The organism is Roseburia amylophila (assembly GCF_025567465.1).
Classification (GTDB): Bacteria; Bacillota; Clostridia; order Lachnospirales; family Lachnospiraceae; genus Roseburia_C; species Roseburia_C amylophila.
In genome coordinates this window covers 1-26,675 of the sequence record NZ_JAOQKI010000028.1, presented here as the reverse complement: position 1 = coordinate 26,675, position 26,675 = coordinate 1, and the positions used below count along the sequence as shown (strand labels likewise).

The window sequence follows — 26,675 nt, the reverse complement described above, 5'->3', positions numbered from 1 at the left end:
GAGTTATAGGACAAAATGTGTTGATGAAAACCGCTTTCAAGCCTTGAAAATAAAGGGCTGAAGGCGGTTTAATCTTTTTTCAAAGAACTTTGAGGGTGGACAAAACGTGTTGATAAAAAATGCTCTAACCCTTGAAAATAAAGGGCAAAACAGAGTTTAATCTTTCTTGAAATAGAAAACCATGGAGGAAGATTAAATGAATCAGATAAATTGTCCTATTTGTGGAAACAAATGTGTTAAAGCAGGAAAAACAAAAGCGGGAACACAACGCTGGCTATGCAAGAAATGCAAAACTTCGTTAACACATAAAATAGATAATGATTCAAAGGAGTTACAAATCTTCTTAGATTGGTTGTTTGGAAAAGAAACTCAATCAATAATGCCAGGAGAAGGAAGAACATTTAGAAGAAAGACAGCAAGATTTTGGGATATATGGCCGATGCCACCGAAAATAGAAGAAACCAAAGATGTTCTTTTTCTTGATGGAATTTATCTTGGCCGAAAGGCCTGTGTGCTAATCTGCTGCGATGAGAAAAATGTACTTGGATGGTATTTATGCCGATATGAACATGCAGGTGCCTGGATTGCTTTAATGAAGCGTATAGCTGAGCCAAGAATGGTTGTATCAGATGGTGGAACAGGATTTGCAAAAGCACTGAAAAAAGTATGGCCAATAGCCAAACATCAAAGATGTATATTTCATGTATTCTGCCAGATAAAACGTTATACAACGTCCAAACCTAATACATTAGCTGGAGTAGAGCTTTATTGTCTGGCTAAAGATTTACTTAAAATAAAAGAGAAACAAGAGGCAGAAACATGGGTAACTCGTTTCACTGAGTGGATAAAGAAGTATCAGAAATTTCTTAGTGAAATGACGGTAGATGAGCATGGTAATAAAAGACCAACTCATGAGAGACTGCTTAAAGCAGAGAGATCCCTTCTTAAACTTATCAAAGAAAACACACTGTTTACATACTTGGATAAGGAATTTATAAATGATTTCATTGCACCATCTACGAATAACAGAATTGAAGGCGGAATCAACTCAAGACTCAGAGAAATGTTGAGAAATCATAGAGGACTTTCTATAGAAAGACGAATAAAAGCGGTTTACTGGTGGTGTTATATGCACTCTCCAGAACCGCTTTCATTGTCTGAAATAATAAAAACTATGCCTACAGATAGAAGTATTGCAGCAATATATCAAAGGATGAATGATAAATCCCGGTTGGAAAAGAGTCTTTCACTTTGGGGTGATGCCATTGTGTGGAGTGACCTCCATAAGATGGATAAATCTTTTACAGAATGGGATTAGCCATCAACACGTTTTGTCCTATAACCCTAAAAGCAGGTAAAATAAACAGTAAAGATAGAAAAGACCCCAGAAGAACGATTGTATGTAAATTAGTTCTTCCGGGGTTTCTTATATGTCTTTAATATCAATCGGAGAGTTTGCTCATGGCACGGGATTTTTCAGAGCAGGCATTCTGGGCAGCAATTACGGTGCTGCGGAAGGAGCCTTCCTCTAATTTAGCCACAGCAGCAATGGTAGTTCCGGCCGGGGAGCAGACTGCATCCTTTAATTCGCCCGGATGTTTACCGGTCTCTAATACCATTTTAGCTGCACCAAGAACGGACTGGGCAGCAAATTTATAAGCCTGGGCACGCGGCATACCGTCATTAACAGCTGCGTCAGCCATTGCTTCAATAAACATATAGACATAAGCCGGTGAGGAACCACTGACTCCGACTACGGCATCCATAAGACTTTCCGGTACAATTTCTGCTTTACCAAAGCTTTCAAAGAGAGAGACAACCATTTTGGTTTCTTCTTCTGTGATATGCTCATTTGGGGTAATGGCAGACATGGCTTCCTGAACCATAGCCGGTGTATTTGGCATGGTACGAACCAGTTTAATATCTTTACTGAATAAAGATTCAATCCGTGAAATGGTCTGTCCGGCAGCAATGGCAACTATGATTTTGTCATCGGTAACACTGTCTTTGATTTCTTTGATGACTGTTTCATAAAGATATGGTTTTACAGCAAGAAAAATGATATCGGATTCTACAGCAACAGTCTCATTGTCTAAGGTGGTGCGGATACCATACTGCTCAGAAAGTGTATCCAGTGTGACCTGGGTTTTCGCACTGGCAATCAGGTGGCTGGCAGGAACCAGACCGGAAGAGATAATTCCGCCAATCATGGCACGACCCATATTACCGCTTCCGATAAAACCAATTTTTTTATCTAACATGATGCATTCTCCTTTTATGAAAGGGGATATCCCAGATGATACTGGAATATCCCCTTTGATATTGTCTAAGTATAGGTTCAATTAGAAATCTGTTAAGTCAGCAGCTCTTCTCTCTAAGAAAGCACTCATGCCTTCTTTTTTATCATGGGTAGAGCAGGTTACGCCAAACAGGTTAGCTTCCATTTCAACAGCATTCTTGATATCCATATCATATCCGTTGTTGATAGCAGCTTTTGCGATAGATACTGCATAGCTTCCTTTAGAGATAATTTTCTCTGCCATAGCTTTTGCGGTTGGCATTAATTCTTCTTTTGCAACAACTTTGTTTACAAGTCCGATGCGGTATGCTTCGTTTGCATCGATGTTATCGCAGGTGAAGATCATTTCTTTTGCACGTCCCATGCCAACAAGACGGGCAAGTCTCTGTGTACCACCGAATCCTGGGATGATTCCAAGACCACACTCAGGCTGTCCGAATACTGCGTTGTCAGAAGCAATACGGATATCACATGCCATAGAAATTTCGCATCCGCCACCTAAAGCGAATCCATTAACAGCAGCGATAGTTACCTGTCTCATATTCATTAATTTAAAGAATGGAACAGAAGCTTTCATACCGAATGCTCTTGCTTCAGCAGCAGAGAAGTTAACCATCTCAGCGATGTCAGCACCAGCAACGAAAGATTTGAATTCGTTACCTTTCTTATCAGCACCACCGGTTAAGATAACGACTTTGATATCGTCTCTTCCTTCGATTTCGGTAAGAACAGTGTTCAGTTCATCCAATGTTTCGGAATTCAATGCGTTTAATGCTGCAGGTCTAGTAATAGTAAGAACTGCAATTTCGTTTTCAACTGTTAAAGTTAAGTTGTTCATGAAATAGGACCCTCCTGATTGATAAATTATTAACAATGTTTCAATACTTATAATGGTATAACTTTTGGGAGGATTTGTCAATAAAAACTGGTATTTTACAGGGATTGTGCTACAATAGGAAAAGACTTGTCATGTGATTACGCAATGGTTTTTGTGAGGAAGCGGATTTTGGGAATTTTAAGCAGCTTTTCTATAGCCTTTTTAGAAACCAGAATGCCAAAATTCTACAAAAGTGCTTTTTCTCTTGGGATAATGCCTGTTTTTCCAATGTTTGACAGTATGCCTTCTAGGGTTCGCCTGAATACGGATATCATTTAGGTGCCTTGCTAGCAGCTCTTGGCATTTCTTTTGTCAACTGGCAATCCTGGCACATGGATGTGCCAGGAAGGCGCATTGGAGCACGGATGTGACTATGCGCCGGTTGCCGGAAAAACAGCTTTATAAGCAGAAATGCCTAGAGCTGCTTAAAGGTGCCTTAGATATCCGTAACAGACGGACCCTAGAAGGCATCCGGTCAAAGCAGGCGGCAAAACAGACAACAATAAGAAAAAAGCACTTTTAAGAATTGTATACATTCTGCTTTCAACAAAAAATCTTATAGAAAAGCTGCTTAAAATTCGAAAACCACTGCTTCTAAAAAATAATTGCGTAATTACATGACAGGACTTGTACAAAGAGAGGTCAATGAAAATGAAAGATACAAAATCATACTTATCAAAAATCGTACAGGATATGCCGGATTCCGGAATCAAGGATTTCTTTGATGTGGCAAATACCATGGAAGGCGCACTTTCACTGGGTGTAGGCGAACCGGATTTCCCGACACCGGAGCATGTAAGAGAGGCAGCGATTGCTTCTATAAAAAAGGGGGATACCAAATACACCGATAACCGCGGAACGGTAGAGCTGCGTGCAGCGGCAGCGGATTATCTGACAAAATTTGATTTGCATTATGATAAACAGGACGAAATACTGATTACTATGGGAGCCAGCGAAGGAATTGATTTAGCTCTTCGGACACTGGTGAATCCGGGGGAGGAAGTCTTAGTGGCAGAACCTTCCTACGTTTCCTATATTCCATGTATTGAATTATGTGGCGGTGTTCCGGTATCATTAAAATTAAGAGCGGAGAATAAATTCCGTCTGACCAGAGAACAGTTAGAGGAAAAGATAACGGAGAAATCCAAAGTCTTACTGATTTCCTATCCGAACAATCCGACTGGAGCCATTATGGAAAAGGAAGATTTAGAGGCAATCGCAGAAGTGGTAAAGGAACATGATTTGTTCGTGATTACCGATGAAATCTATGCAGAATTAACCTATGGAAAGAAACATGTTTCCATCGCATCCCTTCCGGGCATGTATGAGCGCTGTGTTGTATTAAACGGATTTTCCAAAGCATTTGCCATGACCGGATGGCGTATGGGAATTGCAGCAGGACCAAAGGATGTTATTTTCCATATGAATAAAATACATCAGTTTACAACTATGTCAGCAGGAACCACCAGCCAGTATGCGGCATTGGAAGCATTGACCAGTCCGGTGAGAGATGAAGAGATTGCAGTCATGCGGGAAGAGTATGATGCCAGAAGAACACTGATGGTAGAGGGATTCCGTAAGATGGGATTATCCGTAGCAGAACCGGAAGGCGCATTCTATGTATTTCCGGACATTCGAAAAACAGGACTTACCAGTGAAAAATTCTGTAACCGCCTGTTGCAGGAACAGAAGGTAGCCGTTATCCCGGGAAATGCCTTCGGTACATGCGGAGAAGGCTTTGTACGATGCTCCTATGCATATTCGCAGGAGGTCATTCGTGCCTGTCTGGAGAAAATTGCTGAATTCGTAGCGCAGTTCTAATAATTGGAAAATTATTATGTGATGCATTTGATTTACGTGAGTAGATGGTATTGTTGATAAGATACCCGGACTGCCGGAATATTAGCAATAACCACGAAATAGAATTAGAAAGAGGAACCATGAGAGAACCATTTGACCTGACAACCCTGATAGAACCATTATTAAATTGGTTTAAAGACCATGCCAGAGTGTTACCCTGGCGCAATGAGCCGACCCCATATCGGGTGTGGGTGTCTGAAATTATGCTGCAGCAGACCAGAGTGGAAGCGGTAAAACCATATTTTGACCGGTTTTTAAAGGAGCTGCCGGATGTGGCAGCGCTTTCAGACTGCCCGGAGGAGAAGCTTTTGAAACTCTGGGAAGGACTTGGATACTACAACCGGGTGAGAAATATGCAGATTGCAGCACAGACGGTCATGGAGAATTATCATGGAGAGCTTCCGGCAGATTATGAGGCATTGACAAAGTTGAAAGGAATTGGTCATTATACGGCAGGAGCCATCGCATCTATCGCATTTGGCATTCCGGTACCGGCGGTGGATGGAAATGTGCTCCGTGTCATATCCCGGGTAACAGAGGATGATGCGGATATCATGAAAGCATCTGTGCGGACGGCAATGGAGAAGGACTTATTGGAAATTATGCCGGAAAACAGGGCGGGAGCTTTTAACCAGGCACTGATGGAGCTTGGTGCAACGGTATGTCTGCCGAATGGGGCACCTTTATGTGAAGCATGTCCTTGGAAAGAAGTCTGCCGGGCACAAAAGAGCGGACGCTGGAGAGAACTTCCGGTAAAGAGCAAGGCGAAGGCAAGAAGGATAGAGGACAGAACAGTTCTTGTTATAAAGGCAGAGGATAAGGTCCTTTTGCATAAACGGGCCAACAAGGGACTTTTAGCTGGACTCTATGAATTTCCAAATGTGGAAGGGCATCTTAAGGAAGAGGAAGTTATTACCTATCTTAAGAAAATGGGGTTGTCACCGATTCGTTTGAAAAAATTAGAAGACAGCAGGCATATTTTTTCCCATATTGAATGGCATATGACAGGATATGCAGTGCAGATTGATGAGACAGAGCAGGAGTATCAGAATATGCTCTTTGTGGATGTGAAAGAAACGGAAGAACAGTATCCGATTCCGGCAGCATTTTCCAGATACACAGGATATATGAACATTCGTCTTGGAAATGACAGATATAAGGAAGAATAGCAGAAAAGCCATAGAAAAAAGAGGGAGCCGGTGATTATCACCGGCCTTTCATATGAAAAAGATTTTTTATGGTAAGTGTTAAAAACACTATTTTTTGGGAGGAACCTTGCATCAGATGCAAGGTCTATGAAAAAATAAAATTATCGCTTTTTTCTTTCTCAGCTTAGTTATAGTATAAAAGCAGAATGTGAAAACAATGTGCCCGGATTGTTAGAAGGCTGTAAATAAAATATGAATAAATTGTAAACGAAGTGCCTTAAAGAAATCCTAAGAAAAAATGAATTGGAAAACAAATGACAAATGTGTATAATTGAATGAGGATTACCAAGGGGGAAGGAGAACAGAAATGTACGACAGCATTGTAATCGGAGCCGGAATCGCCGGCAGTGTGGCAGCAAGAAAGCTGGCAGAAGAAGGAAAGCAGAAGGTTCTTTTATTGGAACGGAGAAATCATATTGCAGGAAACTGTTATGACAGACCGGATGACCATGGAATTGTAATACATGAATATGGTCCACATATTTTTCATACAAATAAGGAAGAAGTATATCAGTATCTGTCAAGATTTACAGACTGGTATTTCTTTGGCCATGAGGTAGTAGCAAATGTGCATGGGACACTGATTCCGGTACCATTTAACCTGAATACTTTACATATGGTTTATGGGAAAGAGCAGGCAGACCGGTTAGAGCAGAAGCTGATTGCCGCATACGGAGAGGAAAGCCGGGTTCCAATTATGAAATTACGGGAAAATGAAGATGCAGATATCCGGAAGATTGCGGATTATGTATACGAAAATGTTTTCCTTTATTATACGATGAAGCAGTGGGGACAGAAACCAGAGGAGATAAGCCCGGAGGTAACAGGACGTGTGCCGGTGCTGATTTCTTATGATAACAGATATTTCCAGGATAAATATCAGGGTATGCCAAAGGACGGTTATACTGCAATGTTCGAAAAGATGTTAGACCATCCGGACATTGAGGTGAGAACTGGTGTAGATGCCGGAGAGGTACTGAAATTTACAGAGGACGGCATTTATTTTGATGGAAAGAAATTCGAAGGAAATGTCATTTATACCGGAGCACTGGATGAGTTGTTTGCATGCTGTTATGGAAGACTGCCATATCGTTCACTCCGCTTTGATTTTGAATATTATGACAAACCGGATTATCAGGGACACAGTGTTGTAAATTATACGGTAAGCGAGGATTATACCAGAATTACGGAGTTTAAGTATCTGACCGGGCAGCAGGCAGATGGAACCACGATTGTAAAGGAATATCCATTTGCATACAGTGGAGCAGAAGGAGAGATTCCTTATTATGCCATTTTAAATGAAGAAAATCAGTCATTATATGAAAAATATAAAGCACTGACCGGAAAATATCCGAACATGCATCTTTTGGGAAGACTGGCAGAATACAAATATTATAATATTGATGCCATGACAGAGAAAGCATTAGAACTTACCAAAGAACTTTTAAAATAAAATGTTTCGAAAAACGATTGGAGAAAAAGAATGAAATTATTATCAGTAACCATTCCATGTTACAATTCACAGGATTATATGGAACATTGTATTGAAACACTGCTAACAGGTGGAGAGGATGTGGAGATTTTAATCGTAGATGACGGCTCAAAGGATGCAACAGCAGAGATTGCTGACCGTTATCAGAAGAAATATCCTACTATTATTAAGGCAATCCATCAGGAAAATGGTGGACACGGTGCAGCTGTAAATACCGGTATTGCCAATGCAACCGGACTGTATTTTAAAGTGGTAGACAGTGATGACTGGGTAGATGAAGAGAGCTATCACAAGATTCTTGCTAAATTACGGGAACTTGTGGGCGGAAGTACTACTCTTGATATGTTTATCAGCAATTTCGTATATGAGAAGCAGGGCGCAGACCATAAAAAAGTAATGAAATATACCAGAATGTTCCCGGAAAATGAAGTCTTTACATGGTCTGATGTAAGGCATATCAGCAAGGGGCATTATATTCTGATGCATTCTGTTATTTACCGTACCCAGTTATTAAAGGATTGCGGACTTGAACTGCCAAGACACACCTTCTATGTGGATAATCTTTTTGTATACAATCCGTTGCCATATGTAAAGACCATGTATTATATGAATGTGGATTTCTATCGTTATTTTATCGGAAGGGAAGACCAGTCTGTCAATGAAAAGGTTATGATTGGAAGAATTGATCAGCAGATTAAGGTAAATAAACTGATGATAGAAGAAGTGAATTTGTGGAAAATTGCAAACCCCAAATTAAGAAAATATATGTTTAATTACCTTGAAATTATTACTGTAGTATCAACAGTACTTTGCCTGCGTTCCGAGACAGAAGAAAATCTCATGAAGAAACGGGAACTTTGGTCTTATATCAAAGGTTATGACCTTCGTCTTTTCCATCATTTAAGAAGGGGAATTTTAGGACAGTCCATGAATCTCCCGGGTAAGGGTGGAAGAAAGATTTCTGTTGCAGCTTATAAGCTGACCCAGAAGATTGTGGGATTCAACTAAGCTGAAAAAAATGTGAATAAACGAGTGTATGCTGTAGAAAAGAAAAACAACAGAGGGCATTATTACTTATATAAAGAAACCACCTTATGCCGGGAAAACGGTAAAGGAGGTTTCTTTTTTTACGCGAGTAGCGAGAAAAATCTGAGTAGAAAAGAAGGAGCCAAGCTTGCTTGAGCGAACTTCTTTTCTACTCAGATTTGGCGAGCACCGCGATAACTCGAGAAACTCGCAAAGCGTGTTTCTCGTAGTTGCGAGTTACATATGTTCTTTATTTAAGAGAGCAGTTTTCATTTCATATAATTTGTCGGATAAATCAACGTAGATTTCCTGTGGATTTACGAAACGTTTTGTCTCATCCCAGATGGTATCTTTTTCTCTGGTGCAGTAACGCTGAATATCCATAACACTTGGAGATTCGTAAACACATTCGCCCTTCTGGAAAACCGGAACAAGAAGTTCACGCAGTGTATAGCTTCCACCAGGAAGAGTTGTTTTCTTCCATGGGGCGTTCGGGTCAAAGAGCTTCATGTCCTTGGATTCATCAAAGACTTCGCCCACCAGACAGATAAGGTCAGCCTTAATCTTACCGGTTTCTTTATCATAAATACGATAAACATTTTTATTGCCAGGATTTGTAACTTTTTCCACATTTTCGGAAAGCTTAATCTTTGGAATGAATTCACCAGCTTCATTCTGGATAGCAGCCAGCTTGTATACACCACCGAAAGCAGGATTGTCTTTGGAAGTAATTAAGTTGGTTCCAACACCCCAGGAAGTAATGGTAGCCCCCTGAATCTTTAAGCTTTCAATCAGATACTCATCCAAATCATTGGAAGCGGAGATAACTGCGTCCGGGAATCCGGCATCATCTAACATTTTGCGGACTTTCTTGGAAAGATAAGCAAGGTCGCCACTGTCCATACGGATTCCGTAGTAGGTAAGCGGAATGCCGGCATCTCTCATTTCTTTAAATACCTTGATGGCATTTGGCATACCGGATTTTAAAGTATCATAGGTATCGACAAGAAGGATGCAGGCAGATGGATAAAGCTTTGCATATTTCTTAAAGGCGGTATATTCATCCGGAAAACTCATAATCCAGCTATGGGCGTGGGTCCCAAGTACCGGGACGTCAAACATCTGACCGGCAAGGACGTTGGAAGTACCTTTACAGCCGCCGATAACAGCAGCTCTGGCGCCGTAGGTTCCGGAATCAGGACCCTGGGCGCGTCTTAAACCAAATTCCATGACGCCATCACCCTGGGCAGCGTAGCATACGCGGGCAGCCTTGGTGGCAATCAGGCTCTGGTGGTTGATGATATTTAAGACTGCAGTTTCGATTAACTGGGCTTCCATAATCGGAGCAACCACTTTTACAAGAGGCTCTCTTGGAAAAATCAGAGTTCCTTCCGGAATTGCATAGATATCACCGGAGAATTTAAAGTTACTTAAATAAGTTAAAAAGTCTTCATCAAAGATGGATAAACTTCTTAAATAGGAAATATCCTCTTCGTCAAAATGAAGATTCTTGATATAGTCAATCATCTGGTCTAATCCCGCGCAGACTGCATAACCGCCATCACATGGATTGGTGCGGTAAAAAGCGTCAAAAACAGCCACATCACGGTTGCCGGTTTTAAAGTATCCCTGCATCATTGTCATCTCATAAAGATCAGTCAACAATGTCAAATTTAATGTACTCATATGTGATATTCCTTTCTTTTACATCTGTAAATACAGGTGTCTTGTCAGATGAATTATAGACTTTTACTTACAAAAAAGCAAGTAATGAGTATAAATATGCTTCATTATAACCATTTTTTCCGGATTTGCAAAGTTTATGATAAAATATATGAGAAAAAGTTTATAAAAATTTTATGATTTCACTTATTTTTCTTGTAATGGAGGTAGGCATTTGCTACAATAAATGGGAGAAAATATTTTATACTAATGGAGGATGTATTATAATGAGTGAAGAAAATTTCAACACTGAAAATGGAACGAATGAGCAGACATATAGCCAGCCACAGCAGACGTATAGCCAGCCACAGCAGACATATAGTCAGCCACAGCAGACATATAGCCAGCCACAGCAGGCATATGAACAGCCACAGCAGGCATATGAACAGCCACAGCAGAATTATGACCAGCAGGCTTATAACCAGAATCAGCAGTATGCACAGCAGAACTATGGTTATGACCAGTCCCAGCAGGGATATGGAACTTATCAGCAGCCACAGCAGCAGGCATATGGAAGCTTCGACCAGACACAGTATGGTTACAACCAGCCGGCTTCATCCGGAAAAGGAATGGCAATTGCATCCATGGTACTGGGAATTATATCCATCCCGGCAATCTGTTTCTGGATTGTAGGACTTCCTTGTGCAATTGTAGGATTAATCCTTGGTATTCTTTATAATAAGAAAAACGAGCATTCACCAATGGCAACAGCAGGTATTGTCTGCAGTATTATTACCATTGCACTTCTGGTGCTGGTACTTATCCTGTGCATCGTTGGTGCAGTATCATTAAGTTCTTTGGAATATAGCTACTATTATTAAAAAGGAATTGGTGAAGCAGAATGTATCCAGATAACAGGAATCCATATCCGTTGAATCAAAATCAGAATCCGCAGTATGGGAATCCATACCCGTTGAATCAAAATCAGAATCCGCAGTATGGGAATCCATACCCGCCGAATCAGAACCAGAATCCGCAGTATGGGAATCCGTACCCGCCGAATTACAATCAGCGTCCGGCAGATAACCGGAAAGAGGAGCCGGGAAAAGGTTTCGCAGTTGCATCCATGGTGTTGGGGCTGATTTCACTGGTATTATTTTGCACCGGAATCAATATTATAACTGCAATTCTGGCAATTGTTTTTGGAATTATACATCTGGTGAAACAAAAACAGAACCATGGAATGGCAGTTGCAGGTATTGTAACAGCTGTAGTTGGTATACTTGCATTTGTAACGTACTGGCTTTTGATTATTCATGCAGCAGGCAGAACCAGTGGGCCGGATGAATTCCTAAGACGTTATGAATATCAGTTTGATGGTGAAATGAAAGCACCGGATGACTATCAGGATTTAGAGGATTATCTGCAGCATAATTTTGAGAATTTTTAAGAAGAACATAAGAAGCATTGAATGGAGAATCAAATCTGTTCAGTGCTTTTTGCTTCCTTTATCTGGAAATACCGGAAAGTAAAAGGAAAGCACTAACCGTTGAAAAAATAGTGCTTGACGCACAGATACACAAGTGTAATAATACAATAGTACAATCAAGACGATAACTGAAAGGAGAAGTTATGGAGGAGATTATGAAGGTAAAGGGTCTCAATAAGACCTTTACATTATCCCAGAAACAACAAAAGATTGAGAAAACCAATGAAAAGAAGCGAATTGCAGTGCATGATTTATCATTTACTTCTTATCGGGGAGAGGTGTTTGGACTGCTTGGACCAAACGGAGCCGGAAAGACAACCACACTTCGTATGCTGGCAACACTGATTAAACCGGATTCCGGAGATGCTGTTTTAGATGGCAGCAGTATTGTTAATGCACCGGAAGAAGTCCGCAGTAAGATCGGCTTTCTGACCAGTGAACTGAAATTAGAGGGCTTTTTTACACCAAATTATTTATATAATTTCTTTTCGGATTTATACGGAGTAGAGCCGGCTGTCAGGGATGAAAGAAAGAAGAGACTTTTTGACCGCTTCGGCATCACACAGTTTGCAGAAGTGAAAGTAAAGGATATGTCAACCGGTATGAAACAGAAGGTTTCTTTGGTTATTTCCTTAGTCCATGACCCGGAAATCATTATCTTTGATGAACCGACCAACGGACTTGATGTTCTGACAGCCAAAGTAGTAACGGATTTCCTGTTAGAGCTTAAGAAAGAAGGAAAGAGCATTATCGTTTCTACCCACATTTTCAGCCTGATTGAGAAAATCTGTGACAGAGTCGGAATTATCATCAAGGGAGAAATGATTATCTGCGATACATTAGAGGCAGTGAAAAATGGCAAATCATTAGAAGACAGATTCTTTGAAATCTATGAAGAAACGGTAGGTGAAGCAGAATGAGAAACAATCTTATGACAATTATAAAGAAAGAACTTGCCCGTTTCTTCGGGGATAAGAGAATGGTATTTACTACGATTTTGATGCCGGGCTTACTGATTTATATCATGTACAGCTTCATGGGCAGCGGACTGACCTCCAGATTTGAAGCAGATGAGGATTATACCTATCGTATTTATGCAGAAAATATGCCATCCACGGTTTCAGCCATGATAAAAGGCAGTGATATCAATGTGGAATATTTAGACCGGGATGGTGTCAGCGAAGAGGATATGAAGCAGGCGGTAACCGATAAAGATGCGGAAATGCTGATGGTATTTCCGGAAAATTTTGAATCAGATGTACTGGCATATGACAGCATGACTGCTACCACACCGGCTCCGCAGGTAGCCTTATATTATAATTCCGCAGATACCGAATCCACGGCATGTTATCAGATTATGGCTTCTGTATTAGATGGATATGAAGCTTCTATGGCAAATAAGTTCGATGTCAACAGCGGTGACGAAGAATATGACCTTGCCAGCAAGGAAGACAGCACCGGACAGATTTTCTCCATGATGCTTCCAATGCTGCTTATGATATTCCTTTTCTCAGGATGTATGGCAATTGCACCGGAATCCATAGCAGGGGAAAAGGAGAGAGGAACTATTGCTACCTTATTGGTAACACCGATGAAACGTGGACAGCTTGCCATGGGAAAAATCATCAGCCTTGGTATTATCGGACTTTTAAGTGGAATTTCCAGTTTTGTGGGTACCATGTTATCCCTTCCAAAATTAATGGGAACAGAATCCAATGCAATGGATGCCAGCGTATACAGCGTCACCGATTATATCCTTTTATTGCTGGTGATTCTTACCACAGTATTGGTACTGGTTGGAGCATTAGCTGTAATTTCAGCATTTGCAAAGACGGTAAAGGAAGCCGGTTCTATGATTATGCCGCTGATGGTTGTGGTAATGGTAATTTCCGTTACATCTATGCTTGGAAGCGGAGCACCGAAGGAATTTTACTGGTATCTGATTCCTTTCTATAACAGTGTGCAGGGCATGACCGGAATTTTTGATTTCTCCTACAGCGGAATCAATATTGTGGCATGTCTTGTCAGCAACCTTATTTATACCGGTATTTTATCAATGGTACTGGCGAAAATGTTTGGCAGTGAGAAAATTATGTATTCCTAGAAAAAAATACTAGACAAATAGCTTTTATAGGACTAAAATAATGAAAAAACATAGAACAATAGAAAGCTATAACACCAGGTTATAACATCTATTTGCGACAAATGAATGGAGGATGTTATTATGGAAAAGAAGGACTTAGACTGGTCTAATCTTGGATTCGGTTATGTAAAGACCGATAAGAGATATGTATCAAATTTCAAAAACGGAGCATGGGATGAGGGAGCTTTAACCGATGATGCAGATATTGTATTGAATGAATGCGCGGGTGTATTCCAGTATGCACAGACCGTATTTGAAGGATTGAAAGCATATACAACAGAGGATGGACATATCGTTACTTTCCGACCTGACTTAAATGCAAGCCGTCTTGCAGATTCAGCACGCAGACTGGAAATGCCGGTATTCCCGGAAGAGCGTTTTGTAGATGCAGTACAGAAGGTAGTAGAAGCAAATGCAGCATATGTTCCACCATATGGTTCCGGTGCAACACTTTACATCAGACCATACATGATGGGAACAAATCCTGTAATCGGTGTAAAACCAGCGGATGAATATCAGTTCCGTATGTTCTGTACACCGGTAGGACCATATTTCAAGGGTGGCGCAAAGCCAATTACCATCCGTGTCAGTGACTATGACCGTGCAGCACCTTGCGGAACCGGTAATATCAAAGCTGGTCTGAATTACGCAATGAGTCTTCATGCAATCGTAACTGCACATGCAGACGGATTTGATGAGAATATGTACTTAGACCCTAAGACAAGAACTAAGGTAGAAGAGACAGGTGGAGCAAACTTCATCTTCGTTACCAAGGATAATAAACTGGTTACACCGAAGTCAGATTCTATACTGCCATCCATTACACGTCGTTCACTGGTATATGTTGCAGAACATTATCTTGGAATGAAAGTAGAACACAGAGAAGTATACTTCGATGAAGTAAAAGACTTCGCAGAGGCAGGACTTTGCGGAACAGCAGCAGTTATTTCTCCAATCGGAAAGATTGTTGACCACGGCAAAGAAATCTTAATTCCAAGTGGAATGGAAGAAATGGGACCTGTAACAAAGAAACTTTATGATACTCTGACCGGAATCCAGATGGGACGTATTGAAGCTCCGGAAGGATGGATTAAGAGAATCCTGTAAGAAACACGCATTGCGGGTTTCCAACATAAACGAGAGGCGGTATCCGGAAGGATGCCGCCTCGTTTTGTGTTGTTCAGTATTTGTAAGAAGCTGCCAGAAATCTGTAAGAAGCTCCCGGTGGCAGCATCTGTAGATATAGAAAATTTGAAAATAGGAATTGACATTTAAAAATACAGGTTCTATACTTATTAAGAATATGAAAAGACGATGACGAAGAGAGTAGTTTTCCATGGAAAGTCAAAGAGAGCCGGGGCAGGTGGAAACCGGCATGAGTAAATGGAAAATGAAAATCACTTCCAAGTTGCAGTTCGAACAGGCAAAGATGCGTTAGTAGAAACTGACGGATTTCCCCCGTTACGGGAACGTATATGCGAAGCTGTAAGCTTCAAGTATGTTGTAACAAGGTGGTTAGAAACGGCAGGCGCACGTCCTTATTACAGGACGGCGTCTTTTTTACTTTACAGGAAATTGCTTTCCTGTAAAGTAAAAAACGCTCCGCAAGGATGCACACTGCGGCGTATAAGGTAGATGTCGCAAGCGACCGCCGCAGGCACGAGAATGTGCCAAGGCACATTCCTTTTTACGCAGGTAGCGAGAAACTGAAATTTTAAGGAGGACTAACATGTACGAAAAAGTTTCCCCAAATCTGAATTTTGTGGACAGAGAAAAGCAGACTGTAAAATTCTGGAAAGACAATGATATTTTTAAGAAAAGTATGGAGAACCGGAAAGAAGGCGAGACCTATACTTTCTATGATGGACCGCCAACTGCAAATGGTAAGCCACATATCGGTCACGTATTAACCCGTGTTATCAAGGACATGATTCCAAGATACCAGACCATGAAGGGCAAATATGTCCCACGTAAAGCCGGATGGGATACCCATGGACTTCCGGTAGAGCTGGAAGTAGAAAAGCTTTTAGGCTTAAACGGAAAAGAGCAGATTGAAGAATATGGTATGGAGCCATTCATCAAGAAATGTAAAGAATCCGTATGGAAATACAAAGGAATGTGGGAAGATTTTTCAGGAACCGTTGGATTCTGGGCTGATATGGAAAACCCATATGTAACCTATGATGATAATTTCATTGAATCTGAGTGGTGGGCTCTTAAGAAAATCTGGGATAAGAAGCTGTTATACAAAGGTTTCAAGATTGTTCCTTACTGCCCGAGATGTGGAACTCCGCTTTCTTCCCAGGAAGTAGCACAGGGATATAAGACGGTAAAAGAACGTTCTGCAATCGTAAGATTCAAAGTAATCGGAGAAGATGCATATTTCCTGGCATGGACCACAACTCCATGGACACTACCATCTAACGTTGCACTTTGTGTAAATCCGGACGAGACTTACTGTAAAGTAAAAGCTGCTGACGGATATACTTATTATATGGCAGAAGCACTGTTAGATAAGGTACTTGGCAAATTTGCGGATGAAGAAAATGGCGTAAAAGCATATGAAGTATTGGATACTTTCCCAGGAAAGTCATTAGAGTACAAGGAATATGAGCCATTATTTGACTGCGCAAAGGAAATCTGTGAGAAACAGCATAAGAAAGGCTACTATGTAACCTGTGATACTTATGTAACCATGACAGATGGTACCGGTATCGTTCACATCGCACCTGCATTTGGTGAAGACGATGCCCAGGTTGGACGTAGATACGGACTTCCATTTGTCCAGCTGGTAGACGGAAAAGGAGAACTTACCAAAGAGACTCCATATGCCGGTGTATTTGTAAAGAAAGCAGACCCAATGGTATTAAAAGACCTGGAAGAAAAAGGACTACTTTTTGATGCACCAAAATTTGAACATGAATATCCACACTGCTGGCGTTGTGATACTCCTCTGATTTACTATGCAAGAGAATCCTGGTTCATTAAGATGACCGCAGTAAAAGAGGATTTGATCCGCAATAACAATACCGTAAACTGGATTCCGGAATCTATCGGAAAAGGACGTTTCGGTGACTGGCTTGAAAATATTCAGGACTGGGGTATTTCCCGTAACCGTTACTGGGGAACTCCGCTTCCTGTATGGGAGTGTTCCTGTGGACATCAGGAGTGTATCGGAAGCCGTGCAGAATTAGCAGAGCGCAGTGGTAACCCGGATGATGCCAAAGTAGAATTACATCGTCCATACATTGATGCAGTAACCTTCAAGTGCCCGGATTGTGGCGGCGAAATGCATCGTGTACCGGAAGTAATTGACTGCTGGTTTGACTCAGGAGCAATGCCATTTGCACAGCATCATTATCCATTTGAAAATGAAGACCTCTTTAAACAGCAGTTCCCTGCACAGTTTATTTCCGAGGCAGTAGACCAGACCCGTGGATGGTTCTATTCCCTGATGGCAGAGTCTACCTTATTATTTAATAAAGCACCATATGAAAATGTTATCGTATTGGGACATGTACAGGATGAAAATGGACAGAAGATGAGTAAGTCCAAAGGAAATGCCGTTGACCCGTTTGATGCATTAGAGACTTACGGAGCAGATGCAATCCGCTGGTATTTCTACATCAACTCCGCACCATGGCTGCCAAACCGTTTCCATGGAAAGGCAGTACAGGAAGGACAGCGTAAATTCCTTGGAACACTTTGGAATACTTATGCATTCTTCGTGTTGTATGCAAATATTGATGAATTTGATGCAACCAAATATACACTGGATTATGAGAAACTTTCCGTTATGGATAAATGGCTTCTCTCCAAACTCAATACACTGATTAAGACTGTAGATAATAATTTGGGTAATTATCGTATTCCGGAAGCTGCAAGAGCACTGGATGAATTTGTAGATGAGATGAGTAACTGGTATGTAAGACGTTGTCGTGAGCGTTTCTGGGCAAAGGGCATGGAGCAGGATAAAATCAATGCATATATGACTCTTTATACTGCACTGGTAACTGTATGCAAGGTAGCAGCGCCGATGATTCCTTTCATGACAGAAGAAATTTACCAGAACCTGGTATGCAGCATCGACAAGAGTGCGCCGGAAAGCATCCATCTTTGCGACTATCCGGTGGCAAACGAGAGCTGGATAGACAGTGAATTAGAGAAAAATATGGACGAAGTATTGAAAATCGTTGTTATGGGCCGTGCCTGCAGAAATACTGCAAACATCAAGAACCGTCAGCCGATTGGAAATATGTTTGTAAAAGCACCATTTGAATTATCCGAATACTTTACAGAGATTATCGAAGATGAGCTGAATGTAAAGAAAGTGACATTTACAGAGGATGTCAGTGCATATACTAGCTATACCTTCAAACCACAGCTTCGTACCGTTGGACCGAAATTCGGTAAATATTTAGGTCAGATTCAGAAAGCACTTGCAGAATTAGACGGCAACAAGGCAATGGCTGAGCTTAAGAGCACAGGTGCACTGAAACTTGACAGTATAAGCGACGAAGTTGTATTATATGAAGAGGATTTACTTATCACCATGACACAGCAGGAAGGTTACATGACAGAAGGTGATAATGAAGTGACCGTAGTTCTTGATACGAACCTTACTCCAGAACTTTTAGAGGAAGGAATGGTAAGAGAATTAATCAGCAAAATCCAGACAATGCGTAAGGAAGCAGGATTTGAAGTAATGGATAAAATTACTGTTTCTTATAAGGCAGATCAGAAAGTAAAAGACATCTTCGCAAAATATGGGGAAGAAATTGCAAAAGAAGTTCTGGCTGAGAGTGTTGTGGCTGATACGGTGAGCGGATATCAGAAAGAATGGAACATTAATGGTGAAACGGTTGTGCTTGGCGTGGAAAAGAAATAAGCAGAATAAAGATAAGGGAGTGGAGCCGACAGGGGCTTGCTCCCTTTTTGCACAAAAAACACCGGAATCGAAACAAAAGGAGAACATTATGAAAAGCAAAATGTTTGAAAAGGAAACCTTCAAAAAAGAGGTGGTTGAGAACGTAAAATACCTCTATCGTAAGACAATGGATGAAGCAAGCGAGCAGGAAATTTTCCAGGCAGTATCCTACGTTGTAAAAGATGTAATCATTGACCAGTGGCTTGCAACCCAGCAGGAATTTGATAAAGCAGATCCAAAGATTGTATACTATATGTCCATGGAGTTCTTAATGGGCCGTGCATTAGGCAACAACCTGATTAACCTAACTGTGTACAATGAAGTGAAAGAAGCTTTAGAGGAAATGGGAATCAACTTAAATGCCATAGAGGATCAGGAGCCGGACCCGGCACTTGGAAATGGTGGACTGGGAAGACTTGCTGCCTGCTTTATGGAATCTTTGGCAACTCTGGGATATCCGGCATATGGTTGTGGAATCCGTTACCATTATGGAATGTTCCGTCAGAAAATAGAGAATGGTTATCAGGTAGAAGAGCCGGATAACTGGTTACAGAATGGATATCCATTTGAATTAAAACGTCCGGAATACAATTTCGAAGTAAAATTTGGTGGATATGTACGTGCAGAGGCACAGCCAGATGGAAGAACCAGATTCGTACAGGAAGGTTATCAGTCCGTAAAAGCAATTCCTTATGATATGCCAATCGTAGGTTATAACAATAATGTAGTAAATACATTGATGATCTGGGATGCAGAGCCAATGGAATGCTTCGAGCTGGATTCCTTTGATAAAGGTGATTATCATCGTGCAATCGAACAGCAAAACCTTGCAAAGAACTTAGTAGAAGTTCTCTATCCGAATGATAACCATATCGCAGGAAAAGAGCTTCGTTTAAAACAGCAGTACTTCTTTGTATCTGCCAGCTTACAGCGTGCGATTGCAAGATTTAAGAAGAATCATCCAGACATTCATATGCTTCCTGAAAAAGCAGTATTCCAGATGAATGATACCCATCCAACCGTAGCAGTTGCAGAGTTAATGCGTATCTTACTGGATGAAGAAGGCTTGGAGTGGGATGATGCATGGAATATTACAACAAAATGTTGTGCATATACCAACCATACCATCATGGCAGAAGCATTAGAGAAATGGCCAATCGAGATTTTCTCAAGACTGCTTCCTAGAATTTACCAGATTGTAGAAGAAATCAACCGTCGTTTTGTACTGGAAATCCAGCAGAAATATCCTGGAGACAACCACAAGGTTGAGAAGATGGCAATTATATATGATGGTCAGGTAAAAATGGCTCATCTGGCAATCTGTGCAGGATATTCTGTAAATGGTGTAGCGGCACTTCATACAGAAATCCTTAAGAAACAGGAATTAAAAGATTTTTACGAGATGTTCCCGGAGAAATTTAATAATAAGACCAATGGTATTACACAGCGTCGTTTCTTAATGCATGGTGATCCATTACTTGCAGACTGGGTAACCAAATATGTTGGAAAAGACTGGATTACAGACCTTTCCCGCATCAAGAGATTAGAGTTCTATGCAGATGATGAAAAGGTTCAGCAGGAATTCTTAAATATCAAATATCAGAACAAGCTGCGTCTTGCATCTTATATCGAAGAACACAACGGAATTGAAGTAAATCCTCGTTCTATCTTTGATGTACAGGTAAAACGTCTGCATGAGTACAAACGCCAGCTCTTAAATATTCTTCATGTAATGTATCTTTACAATGAATTAAAAGAGCATCCGGATATGGAATTCATTCCAAGAACTTTCATTTTCGGAGCAAAAGCAGCAGCAGGCTACCGCAATGCAAAACTTACCATCAAATTAATCAACTCTGTTGCAGATGTCATCAACAATGATAAGTCTATCAACGGAAAGATTAAGGTTGTATTTATCGAAGACTACAAGGTATCCAATGCAGAGATTATTTTTGCAGCAGCAGATGTCAGCGAGCAGATTTCTACTGCAAGTAAGGAAGCTTCCGGAACCGGTAATATGAAGTTCATGCTGAATGGAGCGCTTACTATCGGAACCATGGATGGTGCAAACGTTGAGATGGCAGAAGAAGTCGGCAAAGAAAACATGTTTATCTTCGGTATGAGCTCTGACGAAGTGATTGCTCATGAGCAGAAACGCGATTATGACCCAATGCAGATTTTCAACAATGATCAGGATGTCCGTAAAGTTCTGATGCAGTTAATCAACGGATTCTATTCACCAAATGATCCGGAATTGTTCCGTGACCTTTACAACTCACTGCTGAATACACAGTGCACACAGTACGCAGATACTTACTTTATTCTGGCAGACTTCCGTTCTTATGTGGAAGCACAGAAGAAGATTAATGCTGCATATGCAGATGAAAAAGAATGGGCTAGAAAAGCAATCTTAAATATTGCAGCTTCCGGCAAATTCTCATCTGACCGTACGATTCAGGAATATGTGGATGATATCTGGCACCTGAACAAAATCACTGTTACAGTAGATGACAAAGCAGAATAAAATTAAGAAATAAAAGCATAAGCATAAAAACAGAAAGAGGCAGCAGCCCGGCAGGGTTGTTGCCTCTTTCTGCTTTAAGACGTTAGGCATCCGTAAGAAGCACCGGTGACAGATTCTGTGAGGTTTAAGCTACTGGGAAAAATTTACTTGTATTCAAAGAACTTATTTGTTACAATCAACACAAAGCATATATTCTGATTTTCGAATGGCGAAAGCCAGTCTAAATTTCTAGTATCAATTCAATGAATTCTATGCTTTTAAATTCTAATTACAATTAATAAACGCATAGTGCATTGAAGAGGCGGAAGTTTAGGAAAATATGAGATATATGCAATCCTGCTTTTCACTGCATTATGGGAAAAGGAGGAAAAATGAGAACTTTAGAAGAACTGAATCTGGTGGATGACTTTCTGGTAAATAGCTTAACCAGTCACAAAATTTATGGGGAACAGTCAGCGAGGTATATTTTGGAATGCATTCTGCATCGACAGATAGGAAAGCTTACGGTAGTGCCGCAGCGTTTCTTTTGCGGAGAGAATACAGAAACCCACGGAATCCGGCTGGATGTATATCTGGATGAAGAGAATGGTGAAATCTTTGATATAGAACCGGACCAGAATGACGGAAAGAACGAGATGGCAGCATTGCCAAGAAGAGTCCGTTTCTATCATGCAAAAATTGACGCGGGAAATTTGCCATCGGGCGAAACCTATGGAAGTCTTCGGAATGTTGTTGTGATTTTCATTACAACTTATGACCCCTTTGGACTGAACCGCATGATGTATACCATTAAGAACCGTTGTGTAGAAGTGCCGGAATTAACGTATGAGGATGGTGCGCAGACCATATTTTTGTATACAAGAGGAAGTGAAGGAAATCCGCCGGAGGAATTAAAACAGCTACTGCATTACATGGAACATTCATCTGTAGAGAATGCTTCCACCGAAAACCTGAAAAAGTTACACCGGATGGTAACTGCAGTCAAACGGGATGGAGAGGTAGGTCTTGCATATATGAAGAGCTTTGAGAGAGAAGAAAGAATTCGCAAACAGGGCGAAGAGGAAGGCAGAAAAGAAGGCTTGGAAGAGGGCGAAATAGTAGGAAAAACGAAGGAAGTTATAAAGCTTGGACGCAGATTCGGAAAGTCAGAGAAGGAAATTATTTTATTGCTGCAGGAGGAACTGCATATAGATAAAGATAAGGCAACGGATTTTCTGGAAAAGTATGATAAGTAAGACGATTAGAAAGAATGTGAGAATTACAGCATGAGCAACAAATTGGCGAAGCATCAGAAACAAAAAGAACGATTAACCGGAAAGCAGAAGAAAGTTCTGTTCTGGAGTTGCTTTACTGCTTTAAGCATAGCTTTTGTGATGGTCTGGTTAAACGTATTCTTGACGTCGAATGCACTTGACCGGCAAATGGAAGAGATGGTACTAGGAGAAGATTATGATAGAGAAGATGTAGTGATAACGGATAAAAGGAGCGAAGATGCTTCGGCAGATAATGCCATATCTCAAAATTATTTCTTCTATTATCATGGTGGCAAAACGAATGAATATAATAAGCGGATGCAGGTGCCGGAAAGTGTGTATACAGAATATGAGGTGGGAGATACCATAACTGCATATACTACAGATCATATAAAATATTCTTATAATAAAGCGGGCATTCTTCCAGATAAAAAATTTAGGAACAATGAATTAATGAAAGTAGCCGGAGTGTTGCTGGGAGCTGCAATAGGTTTCCTGAGTTTGTGGGGCTTATTAAACAGAAAGATAAGTTAAAAACTATGATTTTAGGAGAAATTCAAAATGTTATATATTATGCGGCATGGAAAAACGGAATGACATGAGTAAATTAGAGTGGACGATAAAATTAATTATTATAGTGGTTGGTTCAGTCGTTGCAGCATATGGCATTACACTGGCATTGTATGCGGGATTTGGCGGTGCAACCCTTGCCGTATTATGGCAGGGAATTTCGAAAACATTTCATGTAAGTATCGGTACGGCGTCCATGATAGTAGCCATAGTTATGATTGTATTTGCGTTTTTCTATGACAGGTCACAGATACATATCGGCACGATACTTTACCAGATTGTGTATAGCTTTTGTGTAGATTTGTTTGCAAATGCACATGTGTACAGTATGCATATATGGGTAAATGCACTTATCATGTTATTGGGAATTGTGCTTTTTGCAATAGGAACTGGTTTTTATGCGGCAGCCTCCCTGGGGCGGGGTTCTTATGAGGCACTGACTTTTTCTCTTGCGGAAAAGAACAACTGGCAGGTAAAAATTGTACGAATGGTACTGGATGTCGTGATGGTTGTGACAGGCGTTATGCTGGGCGGAAAATTTGGCATATGCACCATAGTAACAATCCTCATTTCCGGACCGGTCATCCAGTTTACTGCGGCAAAAACGAAAAAGTTAATTTGCGTTGCTTGTGGCAACGACCGTTCTGATATCTAATAGTGGTATCAAAACAAAGGAGACACACAGGACTGTCCCACTGTGCATCTTATAATTCAAGAATAACTCCTTTGCCGGCATATGGAGAATACGAAGAATAAGAAACAGACAGAGTCGGAGAGGGCAGAAGCAACAATGGTTGATAATGGCGATGGAATCAAGAAGGCAGTTGTCAAATAGAAGTAGATACATATGAACAGGCTCAGGTATTGTCTGAGACACTTGAAAAGTGCAAATAATAGTTGGATTATGGGAGGATAGACATGGCAGCTACAATTATTTATTTGGTAATTTCATTATTGGTTTCACTTATTTTTATCATACTTGGAATTATGCAGTATAGGTCTGAAAAACCAGTATCAATAAATATGGGAGAGAAACCTCTTCGTAAAGAGGAACTGACAAATGTTACGGAATGGAACCATAGACATGGCAGAAATTTTATTATTTTGGGTTGTGTGCTATTTATTACACAAGCTGTTTTTGGATATTTTATTAAAAAGCTGGATGGCGTTGTGGTTCAGGTGGTTATTTATATGATAGTTCTATTTTCTGAAATCGCATGGGTTGAGTTTGAACATAATATGATGAAAAAGAAAATGATAAAAAAGCATTGAAATAACAACTTATAATTTGCAAAAAAATGAAGGTTCCTGAGGGGCTTTACCCCGATAACCGGGAATTGACCGAGCTCTTTGAGCGAGGGATACTTCTTGTCTGAAGGGCAAGAAGGTGGAACTGAGAAGAATTAAAACAATCGGAATTTGTGGAGAGATTTCTTGAACTTTCCTTATTTTACGGGCTTTCCAGCCCCTTAAATAGTGAAATGATATGTATTTTCCCTTATTTTTGACCTTATGCGGAATCAGCAAGGGAAATAAGGGAATTTTTTATTTAGTCGTTGCCTGCCACTTTATCAAGAAGTCTGGCGGAGTTCCGCTTTGCCTTTCTTGTAGAGTGGGCGTAGACATTCATTGTGGTACTGACATCAGAGTGCCCTAACAGTTCCTGCACATCTTTTGGGGCAGCTCCGTTTGAGAGGAGGTTGCTTGTGTAGGTGTGTCGCAACTGGTGGAAATGGAAATTCTCAAATCCGTCCAGCCTTTTTGCAACTGATCGGCAGGCAATGCTGAGTGTGCTTGGCAGTTCCAGACATCCGTCCGGTCTCAGGCAGACAAAGGAGATTTCCTTGTAATCTACCGGGATTTCTTCGGTTCCGTCCAGATGATAATATTCATAATACACTCTGTTTTTGTCCTGTGCTTCCTTGTAGAAATTGCGGTGGTAAAGTTCACCATACTGCATCCGGCTTTTAAGCTGTTTTTTTCTGGCGGTTTTCAGTATTTCAGTCAGAGTATCGCCAAAATCAACAATCCTTACTTTCTTTCGCTTGGTCGGTCCGATGATGTTTTTATGTTTTGTGCCATCATAGCGGATACTTCTTTTAATGGTCAGGCATTGTTCTTCAAGATTGATGTCCTGCCATGTCAATCCGCAAACTTCACCGATACGAAGTCCCGCATAGTATGCGATCTGGATTGGCAGGATTGCAGGTGGATTCTTTACTTTGAGGTATTCTATCAGTCTCTCATAATCTTCATGGGAAATAGGCTGTATGCCTTCTTCTACCTCATCATCTGAGAATAAATCCACATCCTCTGCCTGTTTTTTCAGCTTAATATACTGCATAGGATTAAAAGTAATCAACTGTTTTGGAAATACTGCAAACCGGAAAGCCTGTTGTAATACTGCTGAAAAGGAATGGATGTAATCTTTACTGTATCCTTTTCTCACTTTTCCATCTGGAAATTCCCCACCGAATGTAAGCAGATCGAGAAATGCCTGTAAATGTTCAGCAGTAACGGTTTTTAATTTGCGTTCTGCAATCGGATGTTTCTTGATACAACGGATTGCACCAAGATAATTTTCCACTGTACCATTGCTGAGTGTTCCGACTTTCAGTTCTTCTTCCGCCCACATATCAAGAAGTTCTCCTACAGTAAGATTATCTGTCTTTGCGACAAATTTCTTGCTTTCGTAATCATCCATTGCCTGACGGAGCAGTTTTTCCGTTTCACTTTTACTTTCTGTTCCAGCGTATTCTTTCTGAACCAGATTGCCGCTTGAATCTTCTACATAGAAGCGGTAGTACCATTTCTTTCCTTTTTTTCTTACAGATCCTTTTGCCATAATCGTGTGTCTCCTTTCGATATCAGACAATCGGAACTGATGAAATGCTTCTTGCGTGTAAGTATATCATAACTCCGGTTGTCGTTCTATACCGAATCGGAATCCTCATACAAAACTTCTGATAAAAGATTTTCAAGCCTTTGTTCTGCCATTTCCGGTTTCTTGGAATAAAGCCTTACGATATCTGCCATGTCGTTAAAGGCATTAACAGTGTGGGTGATCTCCCGGAGAAACATAATCTCGTTATATTCATCATTCGATTCAAACCCCATTACTTTTGCAATATCAGCTTCATTCGTGTTGCCCTTGTAATTCTTGCAGGCAAACTGGAATGATTCCAGAAACAGGTTATATTGCTTTAACATCAACAGCAGTAAATCTTTGGAAAAAGCATCTTCCTTTTTACTAAGGTCGAGAGGTAACTGTTTGAGAATATCGCCCATTGCATCACGAATCTGTAATTCTTTCTTATCCGTAATATCGGTTTCGTATTCATCGGT

21 protein-coding genes are annotated in these 26,675 nt (G+C 40.7%); 16 read left to right on the top strand and 5 right to left on the bottom strand.

The window, feature by feature from the left end:
* Positions 1-196 precede the first annotated feature (196 nt).
* Positions 197-1,318, top strand: coding sequence for an IS1249 family transposase (locus OCV43_RS13235; protein WP_117842393.1), 1,122 nt, complete (start codon positions 197-199; stop codon positions 1,316-1,318).
* Between the two features lie 124 nt (positions 1,319-1,442).
* Here the strand turns inward: OCV43_RS13235 and proC are convergent, their stop codons facing one another.
* The gene (proC, locus tag OCV43_RS13230; protein WP_022243432.1) at positions 1,443-2,261 is read right to left on the bottom strand and encodes a pyrroline-5-carboxylate reductase; all 819 of its coding nucleotides are present in this window, start codon (positions 2,259-2,261) and stop codon (positions 1,443-1,445) included.
* Between the two features lie 81 nt (positions 2,262-2,342).
* Positions 2,343-3,137, bottom strand: a complete 795-nt coding sequence (locus OCV43_RS13225) for an enoyl-CoA hydratase-related protein (protein ID WP_022243431.1) — start codon at positions 3,135-3,137, stop codon at positions 2,343-2,345.
* 690 nt (positions 3,138-3,827) lie between these two features.
* Here OCV43_RS13225 and OCV43_RS13220 point away from each other — a divergent pair.
* The 4 genes from OCV43_RS13220 to OCV43_RS13205 all read left to right on the top strand — a co-directional run bounded on the left by OCV43_RS13220 (position 3,828) and on the right by OCV43_RS13205 (position 8,744).
* Positions 3,828-4,997 carry a pyridoxal phosphate-dependent aminotransferase gene (locus tag OCV43_RS13220; RefSeq protein ID WP_262624319.1) on the top strand — a complete coding sequence of 390 codons (1,170 nt, stop codon included), beginning with the start codon at positions 3,828-3,830 and terminating at the stop codon, positions 4,995-4,997.
* A gap of 119 nt (positions 4,998-5,116) precedes the next feature.
* The gene (gene mutY, locus OCV43_RS13215) at positions 5,117-6,205 is read left to right on the top strand and encodes an A/G-specific adenine glycosylase (RefSeq protein WP_022243430.1); all 1,089 of its coding nucleotides are present in this window, start codon (positions 5,117-5,119) and stop codon (positions 6,203-6,205) included.
* Positions 6,206-6,551: 346 nt separating this feature from the next.
* Positions 6,552-7,697 carry a UDP-galactopyranose mutase gene (gene glf / locus OCV43_RS13210; RefSeq protein ID WP_262624318.1) on the top strand — a complete coding sequence of 382 codons (1,146 nt, stop codon included), beginning with the start codon at positions 6,552-6,554 and terminating at the stop codon, positions 7,695-7,697.
* 30 nt (positions 7,698-7,727) lie between these two features.
* On the top strand, positions 7,728-8,744 hold the full coding sequence (locus tag OCV43_RS13205; protein ID WP_227710529.1) for a glycosyltransferase family 2 protein: 1,017 nt from the start codon (positions 7,728-7,730) through the stop codon (positions 8,742-8,744).
* A 255-nt stretch (positions 8,745-8,999) separates the two neighbouring features.
* On the opposite strand, the gene OCV43_RS13200 is transcribed toward OCV43_RS13205, so the two are convergent.
* Positions 9,000-10,448 (bottom strand): nicotinate phosphoribosyltransferase, encoded by a 1,449-nt coding sequence (locus OCV43_RS13200; RefSeq protein WP_117947570.1) that lies wholly within the window; start codon positions 10,446-10,448, stop codon positions 9,000-9,002.
* A 263-nt stretch (positions 10,449-10,711) separates the two neighbouring features.
* Between OCV43_RS13200 and OCV43_RS13195 the strand changes: the two genes are divergently transcribed.
* The 11 genes from OCV43_RS13195 (at position 10,712) to OCV43_RS13145 (ending at position 24,602) form a co-directional block, all read left to right on the top strand.
* Positions 10,712-11,305: a DUF4190 domain-containing protein gene (locus tag OCV43_RS13195; protein ID WP_227710528.1), complete on the top strand. Its 594-nt coding sequence runs from the start codon at positions 10,712-10,714 to the stop codon at positions 11,303-11,305.
* A 20-nt stretch (positions 11,306-11,325) separates the two neighbouring features.
* Positions 11,326-11,874 carry a DUF4190 domain-containing protein gene (locus OCV43_RS13190; RefSeq protein ID WP_262624317.1) on the top strand — a complete coding sequence of 183 codons (549 nt, stop codon included), beginning with the start codon at positions 11,326-11,328 and terminating at the stop codon, positions 11,872-11,874.
* Positions 11,875-12,056: 182 nt separating this feature from the next.
* Positions 12,057-12,833 (top strand): ABC transporter ATP-binding protein, encoded by a 777-nt coding sequence (locus tag OCV43_RS13185; RefSeq protein ID WP_227710526.1) that lies wholly within the window; start codon positions 12,057-12,059, stop codon positions 12,831-12,833.
* Positions 12,830-14,017, top strand: coding sequence for an ABC transporter permease (locus OCV43_RS13180; RefSeq protein ID WP_262624316.1), 1,188 nt, complete (start codon positions 12,830-12,832; stop codon positions 14,015-14,017). The genes OCV43_RS13185 and OCV43_RS13180 overlap by 4 nt, the downstream gene beginning before the upstream one ends.
* 120 nt (positions 14,018-14,137) lie before the next feature.
* Entirely contained in the window at positions 14,138-15,163 is a 1,026-nt protein-coding gene (locus OCV43_RS13175) for a branched-chain amino acid aminotransferase (RefSeq protein ID WP_117841706.1), read from the top strand.
* A gap of 622 nt (positions 15,164-15,785) precedes the next feature.
* The gene (gene ileS, locus OCV43_RS13170; protein ID WP_262624315.1) at positions 15,786-18,944 is read left to right on the top strand and encodes an isoleucine--tRNA ligase; all 3,159 of its coding nucleotides are present in this window, start codon (positions 15,786-15,788) and stop codon (positions 18,942-18,944) included.
* Between the two features lie 88 nt (positions 18,945-19,032).
* On the top strand, positions 19,033-21,507 hold the full coding sequence (locus OCV43_RS13165; RefSeq protein ID WP_227701542.1) for a glycogen/starch/alpha-glucan phosphorylase: 2,475 nt from the start codon (positions 19,033-19,035) through the stop codon (positions 21,505-21,507).
* A gap of 371 nt (positions 21,508-21,878) precedes the next feature.
* On the top strand, positions 21,879-22,742 hold the full coding sequence (locus OCV43_RS13160; RefSeq protein WP_227701543.1) for an Rpn family recombination-promoting nuclease/putative transposase: 864 nt from the start codon (positions 21,879-21,881) through the stop codon (positions 22,740-22,742).
* A 30-nt stretch (positions 22,743-22,772) separates the two neighbouring features.
* Complete coding sequence (locus OCV43_RS13155) at positions 22,773-23,294, top strand: hypothetical protein (protein ID WP_262624314.1); 522 nt, start codon at positions 22,773-22,775, stop codon at positions 23,292-23,294.
* Between the two features lie 64 nt (positions 23,295-23,358).
* The gene (locus tag OCV43_RS13150; RefSeq protein WP_262624313.1) at positions 23,359-23,985 is read left to right on the top strand and encodes a YczE/YyaS/YitT family protein; all 627 of its coding nucleotides are present in this window, start codon (positions 23,359-23,361) and stop codon (positions 23,983-23,985) included.
* A gap of 263 nt (positions 23,986-24,248) precedes the next feature.
* Positions 24,249-24,602 carry a hypothetical protein gene (locus tag OCV43_RS13145; RefSeq protein ID WP_262624312.1) on the top strand — a complete coding sequence of 118 codons (354 nt, stop codon included), beginning with the start codon at positions 24,249-24,251 and terminating at the stop codon, positions 24,600-24,602.
* 277 nt (positions 24,603-24,879) lie between these two features.
* On the opposite strand, the gene OCV43_RS13140 is transcribed toward OCV43_RS13145, so the two are convergent.
* Both OCV43_RS13140 and OCV43_RS13135 read right to left on the bottom strand, forming a co-directional pair.
* Complete coding sequence (locus OCV43_RS13140) at positions 24,880-26,175, bottom strand: tyrosine-type recombinase/integrase (protein WP_262624311.1); 1,296 nt, start codon at positions 26,173-26,175, stop codon at positions 24,880-24,882.
* A gap of 86 nt (positions 26,176-26,261) precedes the next feature.
* Positions 26,262-26,675: transcriptional regulator (locus OCV43_RS13135; protein WP_262624310.1), on the bottom strand; the 414-nt coding region annotated here is incomplete at its 5' end.

What these genes read in the sequence shown, in the direction of transcription:
- OCV43_RS13235 (WP_117842393.1), top strand. Translation starts at nt 197, where the DNA reads ATGAATCAGATAAATTGTCCTATTTGTGGAAACAAATGTGTTAAAGCA.
- proC (WP_022243432.1), bottom strand. Translation starts at nt 2,261, where the DNA reads ATGTTAGATAAAAAAATTGGTTTTATCGGAAGCGGTAATATGGGTCGT.
- OCV43_RS13225 (WP_022243431.1), bottom strand. Translation starts at nt 3,137, where the DNA reads ATGAACAACTTAACTTTAACAGTTGAAAACGAAATTGCAGTTCTTACT.
- OCV43_RS13220 (WP_262624319.1), top strand. Translation starts at nt 3,828, where the DNA reads ATGAAAGATACAAAATCATACTTATCAAAAATCGTACAGGATATGCCG.
- mutY (WP_022243430.1), top strand. Translation starts at nt 5,117, where the DNA reads ATGAGAGAACCATTTGACCTGACAACCCTGATAGAACCATTATTAAAT.
- glf (WP_262624318.1), top strand. Translation starts at nt 6,552, where the DNA reads ATGTACGACAGCATTGTAATCGGAGCCGGAATCGCCGGCAGTGTGGCA.
- OCV43_RS13205 (WP_227710529.1), top strand. Translation starts at nt 7,728, where the DNA reads ATGAAATTATTATCAGTAACCATTCCATGTTACAATTCACAGGATTAT.
- OCV43_RS13200 (WP_117947570.1), bottom strand. Translation starts at nt 10,448, where the DNA reads ATGAGTACATTAAATTTGACATTGTTGACTGATCTTTATGAGATGACA.
- OCV43_RS13195 (WP_227710528.1), top strand. Translation starts at nt 10,712, where the DNA reads ATGAGTGAAGAAAATTTCAACACTGAAAATGGAACGAATGAGCAGACA.
- OCV43_RS13190 (WP_262624317.1), top strand. Translation starts at nt 11,326, where the DNA reads ATGTATCCAGATAACAGGAATCCATATCCGTTGAATCAAAATCAGAAT.
- OCV43_RS13185 (WP_227710526.1), top strand. Translation starts at nt 12,057, where the DNA reads ATGGAGGAGATTATGAAGGTAAAGGGTCTCAATAAGACCTTTACATTA.
- OCV43_RS13180 (WP_262624316.1), top strand. Translation starts at nt 12,830, where the DNA reads ATGAGAAACAATCTTATGACAATTATAAAGAAAGAACTTGCCCGTTTC.
- OCV43_RS13175 (WP_117841706.1), top strand. Translation starts at nt 14,138, where the DNA reads ATGGAAAAGAAGGACTTAGACTGGTCTAATCTTGGATTCGGTTATGTA.
- ileS (WP_262624315.1), top strand. Translation starts at nt 15,786, where the DNA reads ATGTACGAAAAAGTTTCCCCAAATCTGAATTTTGTGGACAGAGAAAAG.
- OCV43_RS13165 (WP_227701542.1), top strand. Translation starts at nt 19,033, where the DNA reads ATGAAAAGCAAAATGTTTGAAAAGGAAACCTTCAAAAAAGAGGTGGTT.
- OCV43_RS13160 (WP_227701543.1), top strand. Translation starts at nt 21,879, where the DNA reads ATGAGAACTTTAGAAGAACTGAATCTGGTGGATGACTTTCTGGTAAAT.
- OCV43_RS13155 (WP_262624314.1), top strand. Translation starts at nt 22,773, where the DNA reads ATGAGCAACAAATTGGCGAAGCATCAGAAACAAAAAGAACGATTAACC.
- OCV43_RS13150 (WP_262624313.1), top strand. Translation starts at nt 23,359, where the DNA reads ATGAGTAAATTAGAGTGGACGATAAAATTAATTATTATAGTGGTTGGT.
- OCV43_RS13145 (WP_262624312.1), top strand. Translation starts at nt 24,249, where the DNA reads ATGGCAGCTACAATTATTTATTTGGTAATTTCATTATTGGTTTCACTT.
- OCV43_RS13140 (WP_262624311.1), bottom strand. Translation starts at nt 26,175, where the DNA reads ATGGCAAAAGGATCTGTAAGAAAAAAAGGAAAGAAATGGTACTACCGC.